The organism is Streptomyces sp. NPDC002537 (assembly GCF_053594975.1).
Genome location: NZ_JBSFWT010000021.1, coordinates 58,695 through 80,109 on the forward strand (window position 1 = coordinate 58,695; position 21,415 = coordinate 80,109).

Consider the following 21,415-nt stretch of genomic DNA (forward strand, 5'->3'; position numbering starts at 1 on the left):
TCCAATGGCTGGACCCCAGCGCCGCGGAAGCGGTGCCGGTGGCGGCGAGCGGCGGGACCGGAAGGGTCGCGACGGTGGCGCTGCCGCCGAGAAGACCGCCTACGTTGAGCGCGTTGTCGCGATCAACCGCGTTGCCAAGGTTGTCAAGGGTGGTCGCCGCTTCAGCTTCACCGCGCTGGTCGTGGTGGGCGACGGTGACGGCACCGTAGGTGTCGGTTACGGCAAGGCCAAGGAAGTTCCGGCTGCCATCGCCAAGGGCGTGGAAGAGGCCAAGAAGAACTTCTTCAAGGTCCCCCGTATCCAGGGCACCATCCCGCACCCGATCCAGGGTGAGAAGGCGGCAGGCGTCGTCCTGCTCAAGCCCGCTTCCCCCGGTACCGGTGTTATCGCCGGTGGCCCGGTGCGTGCGGTGCTCGAGTGCGCCGGCGTCCACGACATCCTGTCGAAGTCGCTCGGTTCGTCGAACCCGATCAACATCGTGCACGCCACGGTGACCGCGCTTCAGGGCCTTCAGCGCCCCGAGGAGATCGCGGCCCGTCGTGGCCTGCCGCTGGAGGACGTGGCCCCCGCCGCACTGCTGCGGGCGCGTGCAGGGGCGGGTGCGTAATGGCTCGCCTCAAGGTCACGCAGGTCAAGTCCTACATCGGTAGCAAGCAGAACCACCGCGACACCCTGCGTTCGCTCGGGCTCAAGCGCCTGAACGACGTGGTTGTCAAGGAGGACCGTCCCGAGATCCGCGGCATGGTGCAGACCGTCCGCCACCTCGTGACGGTTGAGGAGGTCGACTGACATGGCGGAGCAGAACCCGCTGAAGGTCCACAACCTCCGTCCCGCCCCGGGCGCCAAGACCGCCAAGACCCGTGTCGGTCGTGGTGAGGCGTCGAAGGGTAAGACGGCCGGTCGTGGTACCAAGGGTACGAAGGCCCGTTACCAGGTTCCGGAGCGCTTCGAGGGTGGGCAGATGCCCCTCCACATGCGTCTCCCGAAGCTGAAGGGCTTCAAGAACCCCTTCCGCACCGAGTACCAGGTCGTGAACCTGGACAAGCTGGCCGCGCTCTACCCGCAGGGTGGCGAGGTCACGGTGGCCGACCTGGTCGCCAAGGGTGCGGTTCGCAAGAACCAGCTCGTCAAGGTGCTCGGCACCGGCGAGATCTCCGTGGCTCTGCAGGTGACGGTCGACGCCGTCTCCGGCTCCGCCAAGGAGAAGATCGCCGCTGCCGGCGGCAGCGTCACCGAGCTCGTCTGAGCTCGTTGAACTGACAACCGGGGATGTCCCAAAAGGGGCATCCCCGGTTGGTCGTTCCAAGGGGGGCACGGTCGCCGGTAAGGTGGCGTGCACTGTTAACCTCCGCGCGGACTGTCATGCATGACGGCCCGTGCGGATTTTGACTGATATGTATTCGTCGATCCTCAAGACCGTCTCCTCTCACGTCGCTGCGTGAGAGGCGCAGGAGGCACCGTGCTCACCGCGTTCGCCCGAGCGTTCAAGACGCCCGACCTGCGCAAGAAGCTGCTGTTCACGCTGGGCATCATGGTGCTCTTCAGGCTCGGTGCGCACGTGCCGGTGCCGGGCGTCAGTTATGCCAACGTCCAGACGTGTATGGACCAGGCCAAGAGCGGCCAGGGCCTCTTCGGCCTCGTGAACATGTTCAGCGGTGGCGCGCTGCTGCATATCACGATCTTCGCGCTCGGGATCATGCCCTACATCACGGCGAGCATCATCCTGCAGTTGCTCACTGTCGTCATCCCACGGCTGGAAGCCCTCAAGAAGGAGGGGCAGTCGGGCCAGGCGAAGATCACGCAGTACACGCGTTATCTGACCGTCGCCCTCGCCATCCTCCAGGGCACCGGCCTCGTCGCGACCGCCAGCAACGGTGCGCTCTTCAGCGGCTGCGCGGTCGGCAACCAGATCGTTCCGGACAAGTCCATCTTCGCCACGGCCACCATGGTCATCACCATGACCGCGGGCACCTGCCTGATCATGTGGCTCGGTGAGCTGATCACCGACCGCGGTATCGGCAACGGCATGTCGATCCTGATGTTCACCTCCATCGCCGCGGGCTTCCCGAGCGGCCTGTGGGGCATCAAGCTCGCGGGCAAGCTGATGGGCGGCTGGCTGGAGTTCTCGCTGGTCATCATCTGCGGCCTGGCCATGGTCGCGCTGGTGGTCTTCGTCGAGCAGGCCCAGCGGCGCATCCCGGTGCAGTACGCGAAGCGCATGATCGGCCGCCGGTCCTACGGCGGTACGTCCACGTACATCCCGCTGAAGGTGAACCAGGCGGGCGTGATCCCGGTCATCTTCGCCTCGTCGCTGCTCTACATCCCGGCGCTGCTGGTGCAGTTCACCGGCTCCAAGGCGGGCTGGGCGACCTGGGTCAACTCCAACCTCGTCAAGGGTGACCACCCGATCTACATGGTCACCTACTTCCTGCTGATCGTTTTCTTCGCCTTCTTCTACGTCGCCATCTCCTTCAACCCCGAAGAAGTTGCCGACAACATGAAGAAGTATGGTGGGTTCATTCCGGGCATCCGGGCCGGTCGTCCCACCGCGGAGTACCTGAGCTACGTGCTGAACCGCATCACGTGGCCCGGCTCTCTCTACCTGGGTCTGATCGCCCTGGTGCCCACCGTGGCACTGGTCACACTCAAGGCGAACCAGAACTTCCCGTTCGGGGGAACCAGCATCCTGATCATCGTGGGTGTCGGTCTGGAGACTGTGAAGCAGATCGAGAGCCAGCTTCAGCAGCGCAACTACGAAGGGTTCCTCCGCTGATGCGAATTGTCCTCGTCGGGCCGCCCGGCGCCGGCAAGGGTACGCAGGCCGCGTACCTCGCCAAGAATCTGTCGATCCCGCACATCTCTACGGGTGACCTCTTCCGGGCGAACATCAGCCAGGGCACGCCCCTGGGCCAGAAGGCCCAGGAGTACATGCGGGCCGGTCAGCTGGTCCCGGACTCGGTGACCATCAGCATGGCCGAGGACCGGATGGACCAGGAGGACGCCGCGGGCGGCTTCCTGCTCGACGGCTTCCCGCGCAACGTCGGACAGGCGGAGGCGCTGGACACGTACCTCAAGGGCAAGGACCTCGCGCTGGACGCGGTCCTGGACCTGGAGGTCCCGGAGGACGAGGTCGTCAAGCGGATCGCCGGCCGGCGGATCTGCCGCAACGACAGCAGTCACGTCTTCCACGTCGTCTACAACCAGCCGAAGGCCGAGGGCGTCTGCGACGCCTGCGGCGGCGAGCTGTACCAGCGTGACGACGACCGCGAGGACACCGTCCGCAAGCGTCTCGAGGTCTACCACACCGAGACCGAGCCGATCATCGACTACTACAAGGCGCAGGGCCTCGTGGTGACGATCCCGGCGCTCGGCAAGGTCACCGAGGTCACGGAGCGCGCCATGGGCGCTCTGGCGTCCCAGAAAGCCTGACCTCAAGCAGGTCCTCTACGGCCGCGATGCCCGTCCGGGCATCGCGGCCGTATGGTGTTGTGGCGGGTTCGCCCCGCGTCCGGGCCGCCCACGGCCGCGCCGGACGGCCGGGCCCCGCATCCGCGGCGGTAGCCGCGAGAGCACGTTTCAGTCGTTCCGGAGAAAGGCGTCAGCCGTAATGGTGGAGATCAAGACTCCCGAGCAGATCGCGAAGATGCGCGAGGCGGGGCTGGTCGTCGCCGCCATCCATGCGGCCACCCGGGAGGCGGCCGTGCCGGGTGCGACGACCAAGGACCTGGACGAGGTGGCCCGCAAGGTGCTCGCCGAGCACGGCGCGAAGTCGAACTTCCTCGGTTACGGCGGCTTCCCCGCGACCATCTGCACCTCGGTCAACGAGGTCGTCGTCCACGGCATCCCGGACACGAGGACCGTCCTGAAGGACGGCGACATCATCTCCGTCGACGCGGGCGCGATCGTGGATGGCTGGCACGGTGACGCGGCCTTCACGGCCTTCGTGGGCACCGGTCACGCTCCGGAGCTGATCGAGCTCTCCCGGGTGACCGAGGAGTCGATGTGGGCCGGTATCGCCGCGGTGAAGAACGGCAACCGCCTGGTGGACATCTCCAAGGCCATCGAGGGCTACATCCGCCGCCAGCCCCGTCCGGCCACCGGGAAGTACGGGATCATCGAGGACTACGGCGGGCACGGCATCGGCTCCGAGATGCACATGGACCCGCACCTGCTGAACTACGTCTCCCGCAAGCGTGGCAAGGGCCCCAAGCTGGTCCCGGGCTTCTGCATCGCCATCGAGCCGATGGTGAGCCTCGGCACGGCGCGCACGCACGTCCTGGAGGACGACTGGACGGTCCTCACGGACGACCTGAGCTGGTCCTCCCACTGGGAGCACTCGGTCGCCGTGACGGAGCAGGGCCCGCTGGTCCTGACGGCGGTCGACGGCGGCAAGGCGAAGCTGGCGGAGTACGGCATCACGGCGGCCCCGGACCCGCTGGCGTGAAGCCCGCCCTCCGCCCCGTCGGCCTGTCGTCCTGACCGGCCTGCGCCGTGATCGCCGGTCGGAGGCCGGCGCAGCCGCTCGAAGCTTGTGAGGCGCTCCGGCGCCGAGCCCGCGAGAGCGGCGTCGGGAGGAGCAGGCCCGCTGGCATAGCGCCGACGCTGTGCCCGAGTAAGGATCTTTACGGATGGGCAGGCACCCTGGATTAGTCTTTCGGGTTGCCCTGACGTAGACTGACGCGTCGGCTCTCGTGTATCCGCATGCCCGCATTCCAGCGGGGTGCCAGCACGAGAGTTGATCAAGGTAGCCGATTCGAAAGGCGAAGCGTGGCCAAGAAGCAAGGTGCCATCGAGATCGAGGGCACCGTGATCGAGTCTCTGCCGAACGCCATGTTCAAGGTAGAGCTCCAGAACGGTCACAAGGTCCTCGCGCACATCAGCGGCAAGATGCGGATGCACTACATCCGCATCCTCCCGGATGACCGGGTCGTCGTGGAGCTCTCTCCCTACGACCTGACGCGTGGCCGGATCGTCTACCGCTACAAGTAGATCTTGTCGGCACCCCCCTCTGGTGGGTGGCGGCACTGACCCGGAGAACCTGACATCCCATGAAGGTCAAGCCGAGCGTCAAGAAGATCTGCGACAAGTGCAAGGTGATCCGCCGTCACGGCCGGGTCATGGTCATCTGCGACAACCTGCGCCACAAGCAGCGCCAGGGCTGACGCAGAACCTGCACTTCGCAGTTACTTCGCGCGACGCATAGCAATACGTACATACGCAGGGCCCGTCCAGCCACGGCTGGCGACACCTCCGGCGGGGGCCGGGGACTCGGAACGTACCACTGCTCTTGATCAAGAGCGGTCGGCGGTCGGGAGCGGCTCTGTGGAAGACCCCCGAATATCAACTGGAGCCAGCCAATGGCACGCGTTTCCGGTGTTGACATCCCGCGCGACAAGCGCGTGGAGGTCGCACTCACCTACGTCTTCGGTATCGGCCGCACCCAGTCGCAGGCGACTCTCGCCGCCACCGGTGTGAACCCGAACACCCGCGTTCGTGACCTTCCCGAAGAGGACCTGGTCAAGATCCGCGAGTACGTGGACGCCAACCTCAAGACCGAGGGTGACCTCCGTCGCGAGATCCAGGCCGACATCCGCCGCAAGGTCGAGATCGGCTGCTACCAGGGTCTGCGTCACCGCCGCGGCCTGCCCGTCCACGGTCAGCGCACCAGCACGAACGCCCGTACCCGCAAGGGCCCGCGTCGCGCCATCGCCGGCAAGAAGAAGCCGGGCAAGAAGTAGTCCTCAGCGGACGCTGCGGATTCCGTGGGGGCGACCCCCGGAGCCGCATTCCAGCGGTCTTCGCTGTAGGACCGACCACCTCCCTCCATCAGGAGTAAGACATGCCCCCCAAGGGTCGTCAGGGCGCAGCCAAGAAGGTGCGCCGCAAGGAAAAGAAGAACGTCGCTCACGGCCACGCGCACATCAAGAGCACGTTCAACAACACCATCGTCTCGATCACGGACCCGTCCGGCAACGTGATCTCCTGGGCCTCCGCCGGCCACGTCGGCTTCAAGGGCTCCCGCAAGTCCACTCCGTTCGCCGCGCAGATGGCCGCCGAGTCGGCTGCCCGTCGCGCGCAGGAGCACGGCATGCGCAAGGTCGACGTCTTCGTCAAGGGTCCGGGTTCCGGTCGTGAGACCGCCATCCGCTCGCTGCAGGCGACCGGCCTCGAGGTTGGCTCCATCCAGGACGTCACCCCCACCCCGCACAACGGCTGCCGCCCGCCGAAGCGTCGCCGCGTCTGACGCACGCATGACGGCGGCGCGGCGTCCGGCTGGGGGCGTGGGGGTTACCCCCCACATGCCGCAGTACGGCTGCCGCCCGCCGAAGCGTCGCCGCGTCTGACGCGACGCCGCTCGCGCGGTTGTCTTGAGGGTTTGGGCGGTACGGCTCCTCGGAGCCGTACCGCCCGTACCCTTGTAGTACCTCGGGACATCAAATAGTGGGTGTCCATGACTGAAGGATTCTTCGCATGCTGATCGCTCAGCGCCCCTCGCTGACCGAAGAGGTCGTCGACGAGTTCCGCTCCCGGTTCGTGATCGAGCCGCTGGAGCCGGGCTTCGGCTACACCCTCGGTAACTCCCTGCGTCGTACGCTCCTCTCCTCGATCCCGGGTGCGGCGGTCACGTCCATCCGCATCGACGGTGTCCTGCACGAGTTCACCACCGTGCCGGGCGTCAAGGAGGACGTCACCGACCTCATCCTGAACATCAAGCAGCTGGTCGTCTCCTCGGAGCACGACGAGCCGGTCGTGATGTACCTGCGCAAGCAGGGCCCGGGTCTGGTCACCGCCGCCGACATCGCCCCGCCGGCCGGTGTCGAGGTGCACAACCCCGACCTGGTCCTGGCGACGCTGAACGCCAAGGGCAAGCTGGAGATGGAGCTGACCGTCGAGCGCGGTCGCGGCTACGTCTCCGCCGTCCAGAACAAGCAGGTGGGCCAGGAGATCGGCCGTATTCCGGTCGACTCCATCTACTCGCCGGTTCTCAAGGTCACCTACAAGGTAGAGGCGACCCGAGTCGAGCAGCGCACCGACTTCGACAAGCTGATCGTCGACGTCGAGACCAAGCAGGCCATGCGCCCGCGTGACGCCATGGCGTCCGCCGGTAAGACCCTGGTCGAGCTGTTCGGTCTGGCCCGCGAGCTCAACATCGACGCCGAGGGCATCGACATGGGCCCGTCCCCGACGGACGCCGCCCTGGCCGCCGACCTGGCGCTGCCGATCGAGGAGCTCGAGCTCACCGTTCGGTCCTACAACTGCCTCAAGCGCGAGGGCATCCACTCCGTGGGTGAGCTCGTCGCCCGCTCCGAGGCCGACCTGCTCGACATCCGCAACTTCGGTGCGAAGTCGATCGACGAGGTCAAGGCGAAGCTGGCCGGCATGGGCCTGGCCCTCAAGGACAGCCCGCCCGGATTCGACCCGACCGCCGCGGCCGACGCCTTTGGCGCCGACGACGACGCGGATGCCGGTTTCGTCGAGACCGAGCAGTACTGATCGGTTTTGGCTGCAGACCGGCTTCGGCTGGTCGCGCAGTTCCCCGCGCCCCTTACGGGGCGCGGGTCTCCGACGGGCGTCCGCCCGCTCGGATACTGACTCCGGTACCTGATACGGCCGGGGCAGACTAAAGGAGAAACACCATGCCGCGTCCCACCAAGGGTGCCCGTCTGGGCGGCGGTGCCGCGCACGAGAAGCTGATGCTGGCGAACCTCGCCAAGTCGCTCTTCGAGCACGGCCGCATCACGACGACCGAGGCCAAGGCCCGCCGCCTGCGTCCGGTCGCCGAGCGCCTGATCACCAAGGCGAAGAAGGGCGACATCCACAACCGTCGCCAGGTGCTGCAGACGATCACGGACAAGGGCATCGTGCACGTGCTCTTCACCGAGATCGCGCCGCGCTACGCCGAGCGTCCGGGTGGCTACACCCGTATCACCAAGATCGGCAACCGTCGTGGCGACAACGCCCCGATGGCCGTGATCGAGCTCGTCGAGGGCGAGATCGCCAAGAAGGCGACCGTCGCCGAGGCCGAGGCCGCCACCAAGCGTGCGGTCAAGGAGTCCGAGGCTGCTGCCGAGGCTCCGGCCGAGGAGTCGAAGGACGCCTGACGCATCTCGTGATGCGTGTGTACGGACGGGTCCGCTCCCCTCGGGGGGGCGGGCCCGTCCCGCATTTTCTGAAAGAGGGACGCGGTGAGTGACGAAGTTGAGCCCGGCTTTGTGCGGGTGCGGCTGGACCTGTCGTACGACGGCAAGGACTTCTCCGGCTGGGCCAAGCAGCGCTCGGGCCTGCGCACCGTCCAGGGTGAGATCGAGTCGGCCCTCCGTACGGTGACGCGGTCGTCCGAGACCTACGAGCTGACGGTCGCGGGCCGTACGGACTCCGGTGTGCACGCCCGTGGCCAGGTCGCGCACGTCGACCTGCCGGTCGAACTGTGGGCGGAGCACGAGGAGAAGCTGCTGCGCCGGCTCGCCGGACGGCTGTCGCACGATGTGCGGGTGTGGAAGGTCGCGGAGGCCCCGGCCGGATTCAACGCGCGCTTCTCGGCGATCTGGCGCCGGTACGCCTATCGGGTGACCGACCATGTCGGCGGTGTCGATCCGCTGCTGCGCGGTCATGTCCTGTGGCACGACTGGCCGTTGGACGTCGACGCGATGAACGCCGCGTCGCGGGAGCTGATCGGGGAACACGACTTCGCCGCTTACTGCAAGAAGCGCGAGGGTGCGACGACCATCCGCACGCTCCAGCAGCTGAGTTGGGAGCGCGACGCGTCCGGCGTCGTCACGGCGACGGTGAAGGCGGACGCCTTCTGCCACAACATGGTGCGTTCGCTGGTGGGCGCCCTGCTGTTCGTCGGCGACGGGCACCGGCCGGTGGACTGGCCGGGCAAGGTGCTCGCCGCGCGGGTGCGCGATTCGGCGGTGCATGTGGTGCGGCCGCACGGGCTGACGTTGGAGGAGGTCGGTTATCCGGCGGACTCCGAACTCGCCGCCCGTAACCGGGAGGCGCGCAACAAGCGGACGCTGCCCGGCGCGGGTTGCTGCTGAGTTCCGGTCCTCGGAAAACGCCGGGCGGGCTGGTTTCCCAGCCCGTCCGGCGTTTTTGATGCTCTGTCAGGATCCTTCAGGGGCCGGGCAGCTGACGGCGAGGTCGCTGTTGACCGTGAAGTACGGCTTGATGCCGTCGAGCACCGGGTAGATGTCGGTCTTGTTCCGGTCGACGATGTCGCCGACGAGACGGGCCACGCGGATCGGCTCGGCGTCGGGGGACAGGTGCAGGGCCAGGTCCCAGACGGTGTTCTCGTCGACACTGCGGGCGTGCCGCAGATCGGCGTACGCCAGGCTGAAGTTGAAGGCCGTCCCGTTGACGACCGTGACCTCCGCCGTCACCGGCTTGGCCGCCTCGGCACGCGGGGTCGCGACGAGGGTCGGCCTGCTGTCGGCGGTGAACTCGGCGCCGTGCAGGGTGCCTTCGACCGTCAGGGCGTTGTTGCCCTGGCGCAGCACGCGGGCCTCGGCGTGCCGCGCGCGGTGCCAGGCGCGCAGTGCGAGGTAGCCGTCGACGGTCGGGTAGGGGACCCACCAGGTGAACGGGGCGCCGGGCAGCGGCTCCAGCTCGACCAGGCCGCGGCCCTCGGCGAGGTGCGAGACGACGCGGCGGCGGGCGCCGTCGTCGCCCCGTACGACGTGCAGGTCCCAACGGCCTTCGCCCAGGCGGAGTTCACGGCGGTCGAGGACCGCGGTGTACGGGCCCTTGCCGTCGGCGGCCGCCTTGAGGGGCACACCGACCGGCTTGCCCTCCTTGCGGCGGGTGACCGTCAGGGACAGCTTCTCGCCGGACAGGCCCTTGCGGTCGACGGAGACGACGATGTTGCCGTCGGCGTCGACGCGGCAGGAGGCGGTGCAGCGCAGCGGCTTGCGGACGATCTCCTTTATCGCGGCCTTGACCGCCGGGGTGGCGGGCTTGGCGACCGAGCGGCGCAGCGGGCGGATGAGCTTGCCCGCGGTGCGGCGCAGCATCTTCGACAGCGGTACGGGCGCGGGCTTGCGCGGCGCGGCCGGGGCGGCGCTGTCGGTGGCGGCGGGCGCCGGGGCCAGGCCGGTGTCGCCGCCGAGGCTCTCGATGAGGTCCTCGTAGCGGCGGGCGATGGCGTCCGGCTGGTAGCGCTCGGCGGAGACCAGGGCGGCCTTGCCCATGGCCTTCCGCAGCTCGTCGTCCTCGATCAGCTTGAGCAGGCCCTGGGCGATGGCGTCGCTGTCGAGGTTGGTGACGAGGAGGCCGTCCTTGCCGTCGGAGATGATCTCGCCGGGGCCGTACGGGCAGTCGGTGGCGACGACGGGGACGCCACAGTTCATGGCCTCCACGATCGTCATGCCGAAGGACTCCTCGCGGGAGGTGACGGCGGCGATCGAGCCCTTGGCCCACTCGGTCTCGATGGGGGAGTGCGGGCCCATCAGCCGGACGTGCTCGTTGAGCCCGAGCTTGTCGATCTGCTCGCGCAGCTTGGCCTGCTGGGGGCCGCGGCCGTAGATCCGCAGCTTCCAGTCGGGGCGGGCGGCCGCGACCGTGACCCACGCCTTGACCAGCAGGTCGTAGCGCTTGACGGGGATGAGGCGGCCCGCGGCGACGACCAGCCTGGCGGTGCCGTCGGAGGGCTCGACCTCGGACGCCGGGACGCCGTTCGGCAGCGCGATCAGCTTGGTCTTCACACCGAGGAACTGCTCGCGGTGGGTGGCCGCGTCGGCCTCGGAGACGGCGGTGTGCGCGTCGAGCTTCGGGATGGCGCGGTCCTGGGCGGCGCGGATGTTCGGCTCGTGGGTGCCGTAGATCCGGTGCTCCTGGCCGATCTTGAGGTAGCGGTCCGTGCCGAACTCCGCCAGGTACATCACGAGGCCGGGGCGGGTGGCGATCACGACGTCGGCGTCGGTGCGGGCGAGGTGCTCGGCGACGCGCTTGTCGGTGAGCGCGCTGAAGTGCGCGCCCTTCGCCTCGACGGGCGGGATCAGCTCGCTGTCCTGCTCCAGCAGGGCGTTGTCCCGGTCGGCGCCGGTCTCGGCCCGGGTGTCGATCAGGTGGACCAGCTTGACCTTGCGGTGCAGGGGGAGCTTGGGCGTGCCACCGGTTCTGTGGATGGACACGATCTCCACGTCGTGGCGCGCGGCGAGCGCGCTCGCGACGTTGAACGTGGAGCGGATCGTGCCGCCGATGCCGTAGGCATTCTGCAAAAGGAAAGAGATCTTCATGGCGGTGTGTGCGCGGCACGTTCGGGTGCCGCGGCCGTCCTTCCCCCTGGCCTGGGTGTCCGGGTCGTCCCCTGTGTGCGGACCGCTTGGCCAAGTGAGTGGTCGAGTGCGGCCCGATCCGTCGGTAAAGACCGTTGGGAGGGGTTTCGGTTGCCTGTGAAGCCTACATTGTGGCTTCAGTCACAGGCCGCCCGTCAAGGGCGTGATCGTCCCCGGGAAGGCCTCCGTGATCGTTCCCCGTGGCCGGGCGTGGCGAGCGGACGGAGCCGCTCGGGCGCTGGGAGGCTGGGGCCGTGAAGGCGATGGTGGCGGTCTCCGCGGTCGTGGCCCTCGGGCTGACGGCCGGCTGTGGCAGTACGGGCGGGACGTCCCGCCCGGTCCGGGGCGAGGGCAAGAACGAGCTCGGCGCCGTGCGGGTGCCGGTCGCCGACCCCGACCGGCTGAGACATGTGGAACTGGGCGCGCGGGAGGTGCCCGGCTTCCGGATCGAGCGGGCCGCCACGGGTGCGGCGGGCAGCGGCAGGCCGCGCACCGACCGGGCGCCCTGCCGTCCGCTCGCCGACGCGCTGGGCTCCGAGCCGCGGCCCGTGCCGCTGGCGTCCGTGGCGAGCACCTTCGCCAAGCTGGGCGAGGGCGTGGACTTCGACGGCCTGATGGGCATGGTCCGCGTCTCCTCGTACGGGGGCGACGGCGCGGCCGCCACACTGCGGGGGCTGCGCACGGCGGCCGCCTCCTGCGCGGGCGGCTTCCGGATGCGGACGGGGGAGGGCGTGCCGCAGCAGTTCTCGGCGGTGCGGACGCTGGACGCTCCGGAGCTGGGGGACGAGGCGGTGGCGTACCGGCTGGAGAACGCGGCGGAGCGGGCCCCGAGCCTGATCACCGCGGTGCGGTCGGGCGGGACGCTGGCGATGTTCTTCGCGACGAGCCTGTCCGACCCGGACGCGGTGGAGATTCCGCCGGAGCTTGTGCGTGCGCAGATGGCGAAGCTTTCGGTTCCGGGCGGGGGGTCGCCTTCGGCGGCGGGCACGGCGGAGAGCGGCGAGGCGGAGGATGCGGCGGGGTCCTGACCACGGCGCTGCGCTGCTCCGGGGTTCCTCCGGGTGCGGGCCGGTTGCCGCCTGCGGCGGGAGCGGCCTGCGGCCGCGTCCTCAAACGCCGGACGGGCTGGATGTGCGGACCGCAGTCCGCAACCTGCGGCATTTCAGCCCGTCCGGCGTTTGAGGACACGGCCGCAGGCCGCTGACGGTGCCGCGGTCAGTCGGCCAGGGTCGCCACCAAGACGGCCTTGATGGTGTGCATGCGGTTCTCCGCCTGGTCGAAGACGACGGAGTGGGGGGACTCGAAGACCTCGTCGGTCACCTCGAGGGAAGTGAGGCCGTGGCGTTCGTGGATCTCGCGGGCGACGGTCGTGCCGAGGTCGTGGAAAGCGGGCAGGCAGTGGAGGAACTTCACCGCGGGGTTGCCGGTCGCGCGCAGCACGTCCATGGTGACGGCGTACGGGGACAGCAGCGCGATCCGCGCGTCCCACACCTCCTTCGGCTCCCCCATCGACACCCATACGTCGGTGGCGACGAAGTCCGCGCCGCGCACGCCCTCGGTGACGTCCGAGGTGAGCGTGATGCGCGCGCCGCTCGTCGCGGCCAGCCGCCGGGCCTCGGCGATGATCTGCGGCTCGGGCCAGAGCTCCTCCGGCGCCACGATGCGCACGTCCATGCCGAGGAGCGCGCCGGTGATCAGGTAGGAGTTGCCCATGTTGTAACGGGCGTCGCCGAGGTACGCGTAGGCGACGCGGTCCAGCGGCTTGGCCGTGTGCTCGGACATGGTGAGGATGTCGGCGAGCATCTGGGTGGGGTGCCACTCGTCGGTGAGGCCGTTGAAGACGGGCACCCCGGCGTGGGCGGCGAGTTCCTCCAGCACCGCCTGGCCGTGCCCGCGGTACTCGATGGCGTCGAACATCCGGCCGAGGACCCGGGCGGTGTCCCGTACCGACTCCTTGTGCCCCACCTGGGAACCCGCGGGGTCGAGATAGGTCGTGCGCGCGCCCTGGTCGGCGGCGGCGACCTCGAAGGCGCAGCGGGTGCGGGTCGAGGTCTTCTCGAAGACGAGCGCGATGTGCCGGCCCCGGAGGTGCGGCTCCTCGGCGGCCGTGCGCTTGGCCGCCTTGAGCTCGGCGGCGAGCTCGACGAGACTGTGGAACTCCTCGGCGGTGAAGTCCGTTTCCTTGAGGAAGTGCCGGCCCTTGAGATCTGTCGCCATGGGGATGGGCTCCTAGCTCACGACTGCGGTAAATCGGAAGTGTATACGAAGAACCGTATTGCTATGCGAGGGGTGCGGCCGCCCGTTCCCGGGAGACCGCGTCCCGTTCGATGGGACAGCTCATGCAGCGCGGTCCGCCCCGGCCGCGGCCCAGTTCGCTGCCCGGGATCGTGATGACCTCGATCCCATGTTTGCGCAGGAAGGTGTTGGTCGTCGCGTTGCGCTCGTAGGCGACGACCACGCCCGGCTCGATCGCCAGGACGTTGCAGCCGTCGTCCCACTGCTCCCGCTCCGCCGCGTGCACGTCCTGCGTCGCGGTCAGCACCCGGATCGAGTCGAGCCCGAGGGCGGCGGCGATCGCGCGGTGCATGTGCTCCGGCGGGTGGTCGGTCACCTTCAGCTCCCGCTCGCCCGCGCCCGGCTCGATGGTGTACGAGCGGAGCATGCCCAGCCCGGCGTACTGCGTGAAGGTGTCGCCGTCGACCATCGTCATCACCGTGTCCAGGTGCATGAACGCGCGCCGCTTGGGCATGTCCAGGGCCACGATCGTGCCGGCGGAGCCGGTGGCGAAGAGCCGGTGGGCGAGCATCTCCACGGCCTGCGGGGTGGTCCGCTCGCTCATCCCGATGAGCACCGCGCCCTCGCCGATGACGAGGACGTCGCCGCCTTCGATGGTGGACGGGTAGGCGGCCTGCCCCTCGGACCAGACGTGGAAGCCGCCGTGTGCGAAGCCCCGGTCGAAGCCCGCCGCGAACAGCGGGTGGTGCCGGTAGATGGCCTCGTAGTGCGCGGTCTCGTGCCAACGGGCGGGCCAGCGCATCGCGTTGACGCACACCCCGTCGTAGATCCAGGCGGAGGTGTCCCGGGTGAAGAGGTGGTTGGGCAGCGGGTTGAGCAGGAAGTCGTCCAGGTCCATGACGTGGAAGCGGACCGAGACCGGCTCCGGGTAGCGCTCCAGGAACTCCCGTTTCGTCATCCCGCCGACCAGCCACGAGCCCAGCTCCGCCGCGGGCATCGCGGCGAAGGCGGCCCGCAGGTGCCCGGTGGCGAGCGGGCCGTACTCCTTCTCGTCGAAGATCCGGTCGAGGACGAGGTCACGGGCCGCCGGGGCCGCGAGGCTCTCCTCCAGCAGGTCCTGGAAGAAGTGCACGGCCACTCCGCGCTCGCGCAGCACGTCGGCGAACCCGTCGTGCTCGGCGCGCGCCCTGCGCACCCAGAGCACGTCGTCGAAGAGAAGGGCGTCCTTGTTGGACGGCGTCAGCCGCTTGAGCTCCAGACCCGGGCGGTGCAGTATGACGCGGCGCAGCCGCCCGGCCTCGGAGTCGACGTGGAATCCCATCCCACCATCCTGGCCCGGAAGGGGGGTGATCACTCGGTACGTCGCGCGGGCGCGTCCCCGGCGACCGGGCGCGACCCCCGCCTACAGACGGGGGTCCACCGGTTCCGATTCCAGCGCGAGGATCGCGAACACCGCCTCGTGCACCCGCCACAGCGGCTCCCCCGCGGCCAGCCGGTCCAGCGCCTCCAGGCCCAGCGCGTACTCGCGCAGGGCGAGCGACCGCTTGTGGCCGAGGTGACGCACCCGCAGGCGGGCGAGGTTCTCCGGGCGGGTGTACTCCGGGCCGTAGACGATGCGCAGGTACTCGCGGCCACGGCACTTGACGCCGGGCTGCACGAGCCGCCCGTCGGCTCCTCTGGCCAGCGCCCGGAGCGGTTTGACGACCATGCCCTCGCCACCGGCGGCGGTGAGGTCCAGCCACCACCGGACACCGGCCGCCACGGACGCCTCGTCCTCGGTGTCGACGACCAGGCGGCGGGTGGGCGTGAGAATCCGGTTCGCGTGCGGCGCCGCCGCCTCCGCCTCGGTCATCCGGTCGATCATGGCCAGTTGCTCGTCGTGCGGGACCCCGGCCAGGCTGCGCCCCGCGGCGGCGAGGAACTGGAACGGCGCCAGGCGGATGCCGCCCAGGCCGTCCAGGCCGTCGGTGTCGTCCCCGGCGGTGTCGTCCCCGGCGGCGTCCCCCACGGCGTCGCCGACCGGCCAGCAGTAGCGGCGGTACGCCTCGGTGAAGGCTTCCGCGTCACCGGCCCGCTCGCGCTGTCTGCCGAGCAGGCCCGCGACGTCCACGCCCCGCTCGGCGGCGGCCTCCAGAGCCGCGAGCGTGTCCGGGAAGACAGCGCGGGAGGCGGCGCCGACGGCGGCGTACTGGGTACGGAGCAGGCCGGTGGCCTTGAGCGACCACGGCATCAGCTCGGCGTCCAGCAGCAGCCAGTCCGTGTCGAGTTCGTCCCACAGGCCCGCCGTCCGGATGCTGTGTTCCACCCGGTCCAGGACACGCCCGGTCATGGCCGGGTCGTCGAAGAACGGCCGCCCGGTGCGCGTGTACAGCGCGCCGCGCGACCCGTCCGTGGCGCCGAAGCGCTCGCGTGCCACGTCCGCGTCCCGGCAGACGAGGACCACCGCGCGCGACCCCATGTGCTTCTCCTCGCACACCACCTGGCGCACTCCGTCGGCGCGGTAGGCGGCGAACGCCTCGGCCGGGTACTCCAGGTAGCCCTCTTCCTCGGAGGTCGCGCAGGGGGCCATCGTCGGCGGGAGGTAGGCGAGCAGCCGGGGGTCGACCGCGAAGCGGCTCATGACCTCCAGGGCGGCCGCGGCGTTCTCCTCCTTCACCGCGATCCGGCCCAGGTGCCGGGTCTCCACGGCCCTGCGGCCCGTGACGTCCTCGAGGTCGAGCGGACGCCCGTCCTCGCCGCCCGGTGCCTCGCCGGCGAGCGGCCGCGCCGGCTCGTACCAGACGCGCTCCGCCGGTACGTCGACGAGTTCGCGCTCGGGCCAGCGCAGGGCGGTCATCCGGCCGCCGAAGACGGCGCCGGTGTCGAGGCAGATGGTGTTGTTCAGCCAGGTCGCCGACGGACTCGGGGTGTGGCCGTAGACGACGGCCGCGCGGCCGCGGTAGTCCTCCGCCCACGGGTAGCGCACCGGCAGGCCGAACTCGTCGGTCTCCCCCGTCGTGCCGCCGTACAGGGCGTGCGAGCGGACCCGGCCGGACGTGCGGCCGTGGTACTTCTCGGGCAGCCCGGCGTGGCAGACGACGAGCGCGCCGCCGTCGAGCACGTAGTGGCTGACCAGCGAGTCGATGAACTCCCGCACCCGGGCCCGGAACGCGTCGTCCTCCCGGTCCAGTTGCCCGACGGTCTCGGCGAGGCCGTGGGTGTGCCGCACCGTGCGGCCGCTCAGATGACGGCCCAGCTTGTTCTCGTGGTTGCCGGGGACGCACAGGGCGTGCCCGGCGGCGACCATGCCCATGACGAGGCGCAGCACGCCGGGGCTGTCCGGGCCCCGGTCGACGAGGTCGCCGACGAAGACGGCCGTACGGCCCTCGGGGTGCGCGGCGTCCACCGGGCGGCCCGCCTCGTCGCGGGTCAGGGCGTAGCCCAGGCGCGTCAGCAGGGTCTCCAGCTCGGAGCGGCAGCCGTGGATGTCGCCGACGATGTCGAACGGGCCGGTGAGGTGGCGCAGGTCGTTGAGGCGGCGCTCGCGGACGACCTCGGCGGCGTCGGCCTGGGCGACGCTCCGCAGGATGTGCACCCTGCGGAAGCCCTCGCGCTCCAGGTGCCCGAGCGAGCGGTGCAGCTCCTGCCGGTGGCGCTGGATGACCTGGCGGGGCAGGGCGGCGCGGTCCGGGCGGGTGGCGTTGCGGGCCGCGCAGACCTCCTCGGGCATGTCGAGGACGATGGCGACGGGCAGCACGTCGTGCTCACGCGCGAGCCGTACGAGCCGCTTGCGGGCCTCGGGCTGCACGCTGGTCGCGTCGACGACGGTGAGCTTCCCGGCCGCGAGCCGCTTGCCCACGATGTAGTACAGGACGTCGAACGCGTCGCCGCTGGCGCTCTGGTCGTTCTCGTCGTCGCTGACCAGGCCGCGGCAGAAGTCCGAGGAGATCACCTCGGTGGGTCCGAAGTGCCGTGCGGCAAAAGTGGACTTGCCCGATCCGGTGGCGCCGACGAGCACCACGAGGGACAGGTCGGGCACGGCGAGGGTACGGACGCCGTCCGTGGCGGTGCCGGTCATACGGCCTTCGCCTCCTTCACGGTCTCGTTCACGGTCTCGTTCATGTTCTCGTTCACGGTCTCGTTCCTGCGGAAGACGGCCAGCTGCGTGGGCGGCCCGACCTCGGGGTCGTCCGGTCCCACCGGGGCGAACTCGACCCCGTAGCCGTGCCGCTCCGCGACCTTCCGCGCCCAGGCACCGAACTCCTCGCGGGTCCACTCGAAGCGGTGGTCGGCGTGGCGCGCGTGCCCGGCGGGCAGGGACTCCCAGCGGACGTTGTACTCCACATTGGGCGTGGTCACCACGACGGTGGCGGGCCGGGCCGCGCCGAACACGGCGTACTCCAGGGCGGGCAGCCGCGGCGGGTCGAGGTGCTCGACGACCTCGCTGAGCACCGCCGCGTCGTAGCCGGCCAGCCGGCGGTCGGTGTAGGCGAGGGAGCCCTGCAGCAGCCGCACCCGGGCCGCCTGGCGCTCGGTCGTCCGGTCCGACCGCAGCCGCCGGGCGGTCTCCTGCAGCGCGCGCACCGACACGTCGACGCCGACGACCTCGGTGAACCGCGGGTCCTTCAGCAGCTCGGCCGCCAACTGGCCCTGGCCGCAGCCGAGGTCGAGGACGCGGGCGGCGCCGGCGGCGCGCAGCACGCCGAGGACCGCCTCCCGGCGCCGCACCGCGAGCGGCACGGGCTTCTCCTCCGTGTCCGCTTCCTCGTCGTCCTCGTCCACCGCGTTGTCGAGCTCCTCCGCCTCGCTGTCGTCGGCCTCGGCGAGCCGGGCGAGGGCGAGCCGCTCCAGGGCGTCCCGGGTCGGCGGCCTGCGGCGGGCCAGGTAGCGGTCCGCGATCAGCCGCCGCTCGGGGTGGTCCGCCAGCCGGCCCTCGCCGGAGCGCAGCAGCTTCTCCACCTCGTCGGGCGCCACCCAGTAGTGCTTGGCGTCGTCGAGGACGGGGAGGAGGACGTACAGGTGCCGCAAGGCGTCGGCGAGCGTCCGCTCGCCCTCCAGGACGAGGCGTACGTACCGCGAGTCGCCCCACTCCGGGAACCGCTCGTCCAGCGCCACCGGCTCCGCGGTGACCTTCCAGCCCAGTGGCGCGAAGAGGCGCTCCACCAGGGCAGGACCGCCCCGCGCGGGCAGGGCGGGCACCTCGACGCGCAGGGGCCTCGGCTGTCCGGGCAATGCGGGGCGGGCCTCGCACCGGCCCTTGAGGGCGGTGGAGAAGACGGCGGCGAGCGCCACGGCCAGCAGCGAGGACGCCGCGTACGGCCGGTCGTTGACGTACTGCGCCGACGCGGAGTCGGGTACGCCGCGGCTCCTGCCCTTGGCCCGGCGCACCAGTGCCACGGGGTCGACCTCCAGCAGCAGCGCGGCCGTGCAGCGGTCCGCGGTCGCCTCGGGGTAGAGGACGTGCGCGGTGCCGTGCGCGGTCGAGAACTGCTGCACCCTGTCGGGGTGCTTGTGCAGCAGGAACCCGAGGTCGGTCGCGGGCGAGCCGGGCGTGCCGGTGGTACTGATCGTCAGGAACACGCGGTCGAGTATCGCCGCATTCGTACGGCGTCCCCTAATTGTTTTCGACCGAATTCTTGTCGAATCGATTGTTTCCGGTTGCTTCCGGCGGTACCGAAAGGTGTCTCCGGCGCTACCCGTCGCCCAGCAGTCCCCTCAGCCGCGCGCGGGTGAACGCGGCGATCGTGAACGCGCAGGTGATGTCCCCGCGGTCGATCATGTCCGCGACCTCCGGCCAGGGCCTGGTGACCGTCCGCCGGATCCCCTCGGCGGCGTCGAGCTCGCCGGTGCGCTCGACGCGCGCCGCGAACAGCTCGACGTGGTCGCCGAGCAGCCCGCTGTCCGGGTGCACCAGGCCCAGCGGGATCACCTCCGTGGCCCGTGTCCCGAGTTCCTCGGCGAGCTCCCGCACGGCGGTCTCCGCGCCGGTGGCGCCGGGTTCCCCCATGCCCCGGGGCACCTCCCAGTGCCAGGCCCTCGTGGCGTGCCGGTAGTGCTCGACGAGGACGATCCCGTGGTCGCCGGTCAGGGGAAGGATCACGGCTCCCGGCCCGGTGGCGGTGGACAGCATCCGTACGTAGAGCCCCAGGGCGCCGCCAGGGAAGCGGACCGCGTCCCGGACGAGGGTGACGAACCGGTCGGCGTATACGACGCCGACGTGCTCGTCCGGGCCCGCCCCGGAGGTGCGCCGCGCCTCTTCGATGCCGTCCGGGTCGAGGAGGATGTCGATGCCGTCCGGGTGGTTGTCGAACAGCTCGGGGCGGGCGGCGCGCAGCCGGTCGTACGGGGTCACGGCGTCTTCTGGCACGGGTTCAGTACTCCGGGATGTCGTCCTGGACGGTGGCGGAGCTGGTGGCCGCCCTGGAACCACTCCGCTCCCGGTACCCGGGCAACTGGCGCACCATGCCGTGGAACCTTGCCCACTCGCGCTCGCTGTCGAACCGGACGGTGGCGATCTCCCGGGCGAACTTCTGCTGGCGGCGCCCGTCCAGCCTGTTGCGCAACACCAGTTGCACGGAGCCGCCGGTCTTGGCCGACACGGCCCCGACGTCCCCGACCACCTTCCAGGTCTCGTCACCGGTGACCGCGCTGAAGACGGCGCCGCCGACGAGGACGACCACCTCGATGACGGGGAACCACTTGCCGGCCTCCAGCCGCCGCGCCCTGCGGCCCGCGGCGACGCGGACGATCTCGGAGTTGAGCCTGACGTAGCGGTCGAAGACCTCCCCGACGCGCTCGTAGAACGCGGCCGGGTCGGCGGTCAGCGCGTCGAACGCCCGGATGTAGGCGCCCCACGCCTCGCTCTGCCGCAGACTCCAGACGTCCGCCAACTCCAGGGCGTCGACGGCGGTCGGGGTGAGGTGGTCCTGGACCGAGGAGAACGCCTGCCGCCGCAGGAACAGCAGCAGTTGATCGGCGTCCGTGACCGTGCCGTCCGCGGTCTTCGGGATGTTCCGCCACTCCTGGAGGGCGATCCGGCGGAGGCCGCCCGACGGGGTCAGCGGGTACGTGCCCAGGGCGTCGGCGAGGTTGATGTTGTAGATGAGGTCCAGGAGCTGTTTGATCTCCCCGGCGAACGGCTTGTTCCGGTCGTAGCGGACGTCGGACACCGGCAGACCCGGTACCGACACGAACTCGTCGTACAGCACCCGGCGCGAGACGAGCTGGTTCCGGCTGCGGCGTTCGCTGCTGAACGCGACGAGTTCGTTCACTCTGCGGCCGAACTCGGGGACCATCTCGTCGGGGACGCCGACGTGGGAGGCGAGCAGGGGGAGGTCCGTCGCGGTGAGCCGCTGCACCTGCCCGGCGAACGGGTTGAAGAGCGCCCCCATGGTGGCTTCCCGGTTCTCCCTGTCCTCCCAGGACATCCGGACGCAGGTGACGCGCGAGCTCGCGGGCATTCCCCCGACCGTTTCCCGCCAGGCGGTGAACGCCTCTTCGTCCAGGGTGACGTTCGGCGGGCGGTCCGTCGGTTCGTGCTCGTTGACGAGGTACGGCACCAGCGAGCCGTCGCCCAGTAACTTCTGGTGGGCGCGGCGGGCCTCCCCGCCCGCCACGAGGTCGCGGCTCACGGCCTTGTTGTTGTAGAAGTACACCCGGTTCACCACGACCTGCCGGGTGTTGATGAGGCTGCGGAAGTACTCGGCGCGCGCTTCCTTCTGCCTTTCCCCCTCGACGTCCCGCAGCGGAATGTTCTTCTCGATCATGCGCTTGGCCAATTCCGCGTCGACCCACTCGTTGTCCAGGGACTGTGCGATCACCGCGCCCGGAGCGAGCTCCGTCGGCCGCACCCTGGCTATCGCGTCACCGGCGTCCTGAGCAGTCATGCCACGCCCCACCCGATCGTCCCGACTCATTTCCGCCAC

At 70.1% G+C, this 21,415-nt stretch carries 21 protein-coding genes; 14 read left to right on the forward strand and 7 right to left on the reverse strand.

Going from position 1 to position 21,415, the window contains the following annotated elements; all coding sequences use genetic code 11:
* Positions 1–4: 4 nt before the first annotated feature.
* From rpsE to truA, 13 genes are all read left to right on the forward strand, one after another.
* Positions 5–607, forward strand: coding sequence for a 30S ribosomal protein S5 (gene rpsE, locus ACWD4A_RS12760; protein WP_116212431.1), 603 nt, complete (start codon positions 5–7; stop codon positions 605–607).
* Positions 607–789 (forward strand): 50S ribosomal protein L30, encoded by a 183-nt coding sequence (gene rpmD / locus ACWD4A_RS12765; RefSeq protein ID WP_087927574.1) that lies wholly within the window; start codon positions 607–609, stop codon positions 787–789. Before rpsE ends, rpmD begins: the two co-directional genes overlap by 1 nt.
* A gap of 1 nt (position 790) precedes the next feature.
* Positions 791–1,246 carry a 50S ribosomal protein L15 gene (rplO, locus tag ACWD4A_RS12770; RefSeq protein ID WP_451192929.1) on the forward strand — a complete coding sequence of 152 codons (456 nt, stop codon included), beginning with the start codon at positions 791–793 and terminating at the stop codon, positions 1,244–1,246.
* A 213-nt stretch (positions 1,247–1,459) separates the two neighbouring features.
* Complete coding sequence (secY, locus tag ACWD4A_RS12775) at positions 1,460–2,773, forward strand: preprotein translocase subunit SecY (protein WP_451192931.1); 1,314 nt, start codon at positions 1,460–1,462, stop codon at positions 2,771–2,773.
* Positions 2,773–3,429 (forward strand): adenylate kinase, encoded by a 657-nt coding sequence (locus tag ACWD4A_RS12780; RefSeq protein WP_451192934.1) that lies wholly within the window; start codon positions 2,773–2,775, stop codon positions 3,427–3,429. The genes secY and ACWD4A_RS12780 overlap by 1 nt, the downstream gene beginning before the upstream one ends.
* Positions 3,430–3,607: 178 nt before the next feature.
* The gene (map, locus tag ACWD4A_RS12785; RefSeq protein WP_451192937.1) at positions 3,608–4,444 is read left to right on the forward strand and encodes a type I methionyl aminopeptidase; all 837 of its coding nucleotides are present in this window, start codon (positions 3,608–3,610) and stop codon (positions 4,442–4,444) included.
* A gap of 323 nt (positions 4,445–4,767) precedes the next feature.
* Positions 4,768–4,989: a translation initiation factor IF-1 gene (gene infA, locus ACWD4A_RS12790; protein WP_003956442.1), complete on the forward strand. Its 222-nt coding sequence runs from the start codon at positions 4,768–4,770 to the stop codon at positions 4,987–4,989.
* Positions 4,990–5,048: 59 nt separating this feature from the next.
* Positions 5,049–5,162: a 50S ribosomal protein L36 gene (gene rpmJ / locus ACWD4A_RS12795; protein ID WP_003956441.1), complete on the forward strand. Its 114-nt coding sequence runs from the start codon at positions 5,049–5,051 to the stop codon at positions 5,160–5,162.
* Between the two features lie 195 nt (positions 5,163–5,357).
* Positions 5,358–5,738 (forward strand): 30S ribosomal protein S13, encoded by a 381-nt coding sequence (gene rpsM, locus ACWD4A_RS12800; RefSeq protein WP_030368393.1) that lies wholly within the window; start codon positions 5,358–5,360, stop codon positions 5,736–5,738.
* Between the two features lie 101 nt (positions 5,739–5,839).
* Entirely contained in the window at positions 5,840–6,244 is a 405-nt protein-coding gene (rpsK, locus tag ACWD4A_RS12805; protein ID WP_003956432.1) for a 30S ribosomal protein S11, read from the forward strand.
* Between the two features lie 227 nt (positions 6,245–6,471).
* Complete coding sequence (locus tag ACWD4A_RS12810) at positions 6,472–7,494, forward strand: DNA-directed RNA polymerase subunit alpha (RefSeq protein ID WP_004946635.1); 1,023 nt, start codon at positions 6,472–6,474, stop codon at positions 7,492–7,494.
* A 143-nt stretch (positions 7,495–7,637) separates the two neighbouring features.
* Positions 7,638–8,102, forward strand: coding sequence for a 50S ribosomal protein L17 (gene rplQ, locus ACWD4A_RS12815; RefSeq protein WP_451192941.1), 465 nt, complete (start codon positions 7,638–7,640; stop codon positions 8,100–8,102).
* 84 nt (positions 8,103–8,186) lie between these two features.
* Positions 8,187–9,041, forward strand: a complete 855-nt coding sequence (truA, locus tag ACWD4A_RS12820; RefSeq protein WP_451192943.1) for a tRNA pseudouridine(38-40) synthase TruA — start codon at positions 8,187–8,189, stop codon at positions 9,039–9,041.
* A 66-nt stretch (positions 9,042–9,107) separates the two neighbouring features.
* On the opposite strand, the gene ACWD4A_RS12825 is transcribed toward truA, so the two are convergent.
* On the reverse strand, positions 9,108–11,237 hold the full coding sequence (locus ACWD4A_RS12825; protein ID WP_451192946.1) for a glycosyltransferase: 2,130 nt from the start codon (positions 11,235–11,237) through the stop codon (positions 9,108–9,110).
* Positions 11,238–11,530: 293 nt separating this feature from the next.
* On the opposite strand from ACWD4A_RS12825, the gene ACWD4A_RS12830 reads away from it, so the two are divergent.
* Entirely contained in the window at positions 11,531–12,304 is a 774-nt protein-coding gene (locus tag ACWD4A_RS12830) for a hypothetical protein (RefSeq protein ID WP_451192948.1), read from the forward strand.
* Between the two features lie 187 nt (positions 12,305–12,491).
* Here ACWD4A_RS12830 and argF read toward each other — a convergent pair whose 3' ends face one another.
* The 6 genes from argF to ACWD4A_RS12860 all read right to left on the reverse strand — a co-directional run bounded on the left by argF (position 12,492) and on the right by ACWD4A_RS12860 (position 21,376).
* A complete protein-coding gene (argF, locus tag ACWD4A_RS12835; protein WP_451192951.1) occupies positions 12,492–13,493 on the reverse strand; it encodes an ornithine carbamoyltransferase in 1,002 nt (333 codons plus the stop codon).
* 61 nt (positions 13,494–13,554) lie between these two features.
* The gene (locus tag ACWD4A_RS12840; RefSeq protein ID WP_451192954.1) at positions 13,555–14,832 is read right to left on the reverse strand and encodes an arginine deiminase; all 1,278 of its coding nucleotides are present in this window, start codon (positions 14,830–14,832) and stop codon (positions 13,555–13,557) included.
* A gap of 81 nt (positions 14,833–14,913) precedes the next feature.
* The gene (locus ACWD4A_RS12845) at positions 14,914–17,568 is read right to left on the reverse strand and encodes a polynucleotide kinase-phosphatase (protein WP_451192956.1); all 2,655 of its coding nucleotides are present in this window, start codon (positions 17,566–17,568) and stop codon (positions 14,914–14,916) included.
* Positions 17,565–19,070, reverse strand: a complete 1,506-nt coding sequence (locus ACWD4A_RS12850; protein WP_451192959.1) for a 3' terminal RNA ribose 2'-O-methyltransferase Hen1 — start codon at positions 19,068–19,070, stop codon at positions 17,565–17,567. The genes ACWD4A_RS12845 and ACWD4A_RS12850 overlap by 4 nt, the downstream gene beginning before the upstream one ends.
* A gap of 112 nt (positions 19,071–19,182) precedes the next feature.
* The gene (locus ACWD4A_RS12855; protein WP_451192962.1) at positions 19,183–19,857 is read right to left on the reverse strand and encodes an NUDIX hydrolase; all 675 of its coding nucleotides are present in this window, start codon (positions 19,855–19,857) and stop codon (positions 19,183–19,185) included.
* Between the two features lie 4 nt (positions 19,858–19,861).
* Positions 19,862–21,376 (reverse strand): hypothetical protein, encoded by a 1,515-nt coding sequence (locus ACWD4A_RS12860; RefSeq protein ID WP_451192965.1) that lies wholly within the window; start codon positions 21,374–21,376, stop codon positions 19,862–19,864.
* Positions 21,377–21,415: the final 39 nt, after the last annotated feature.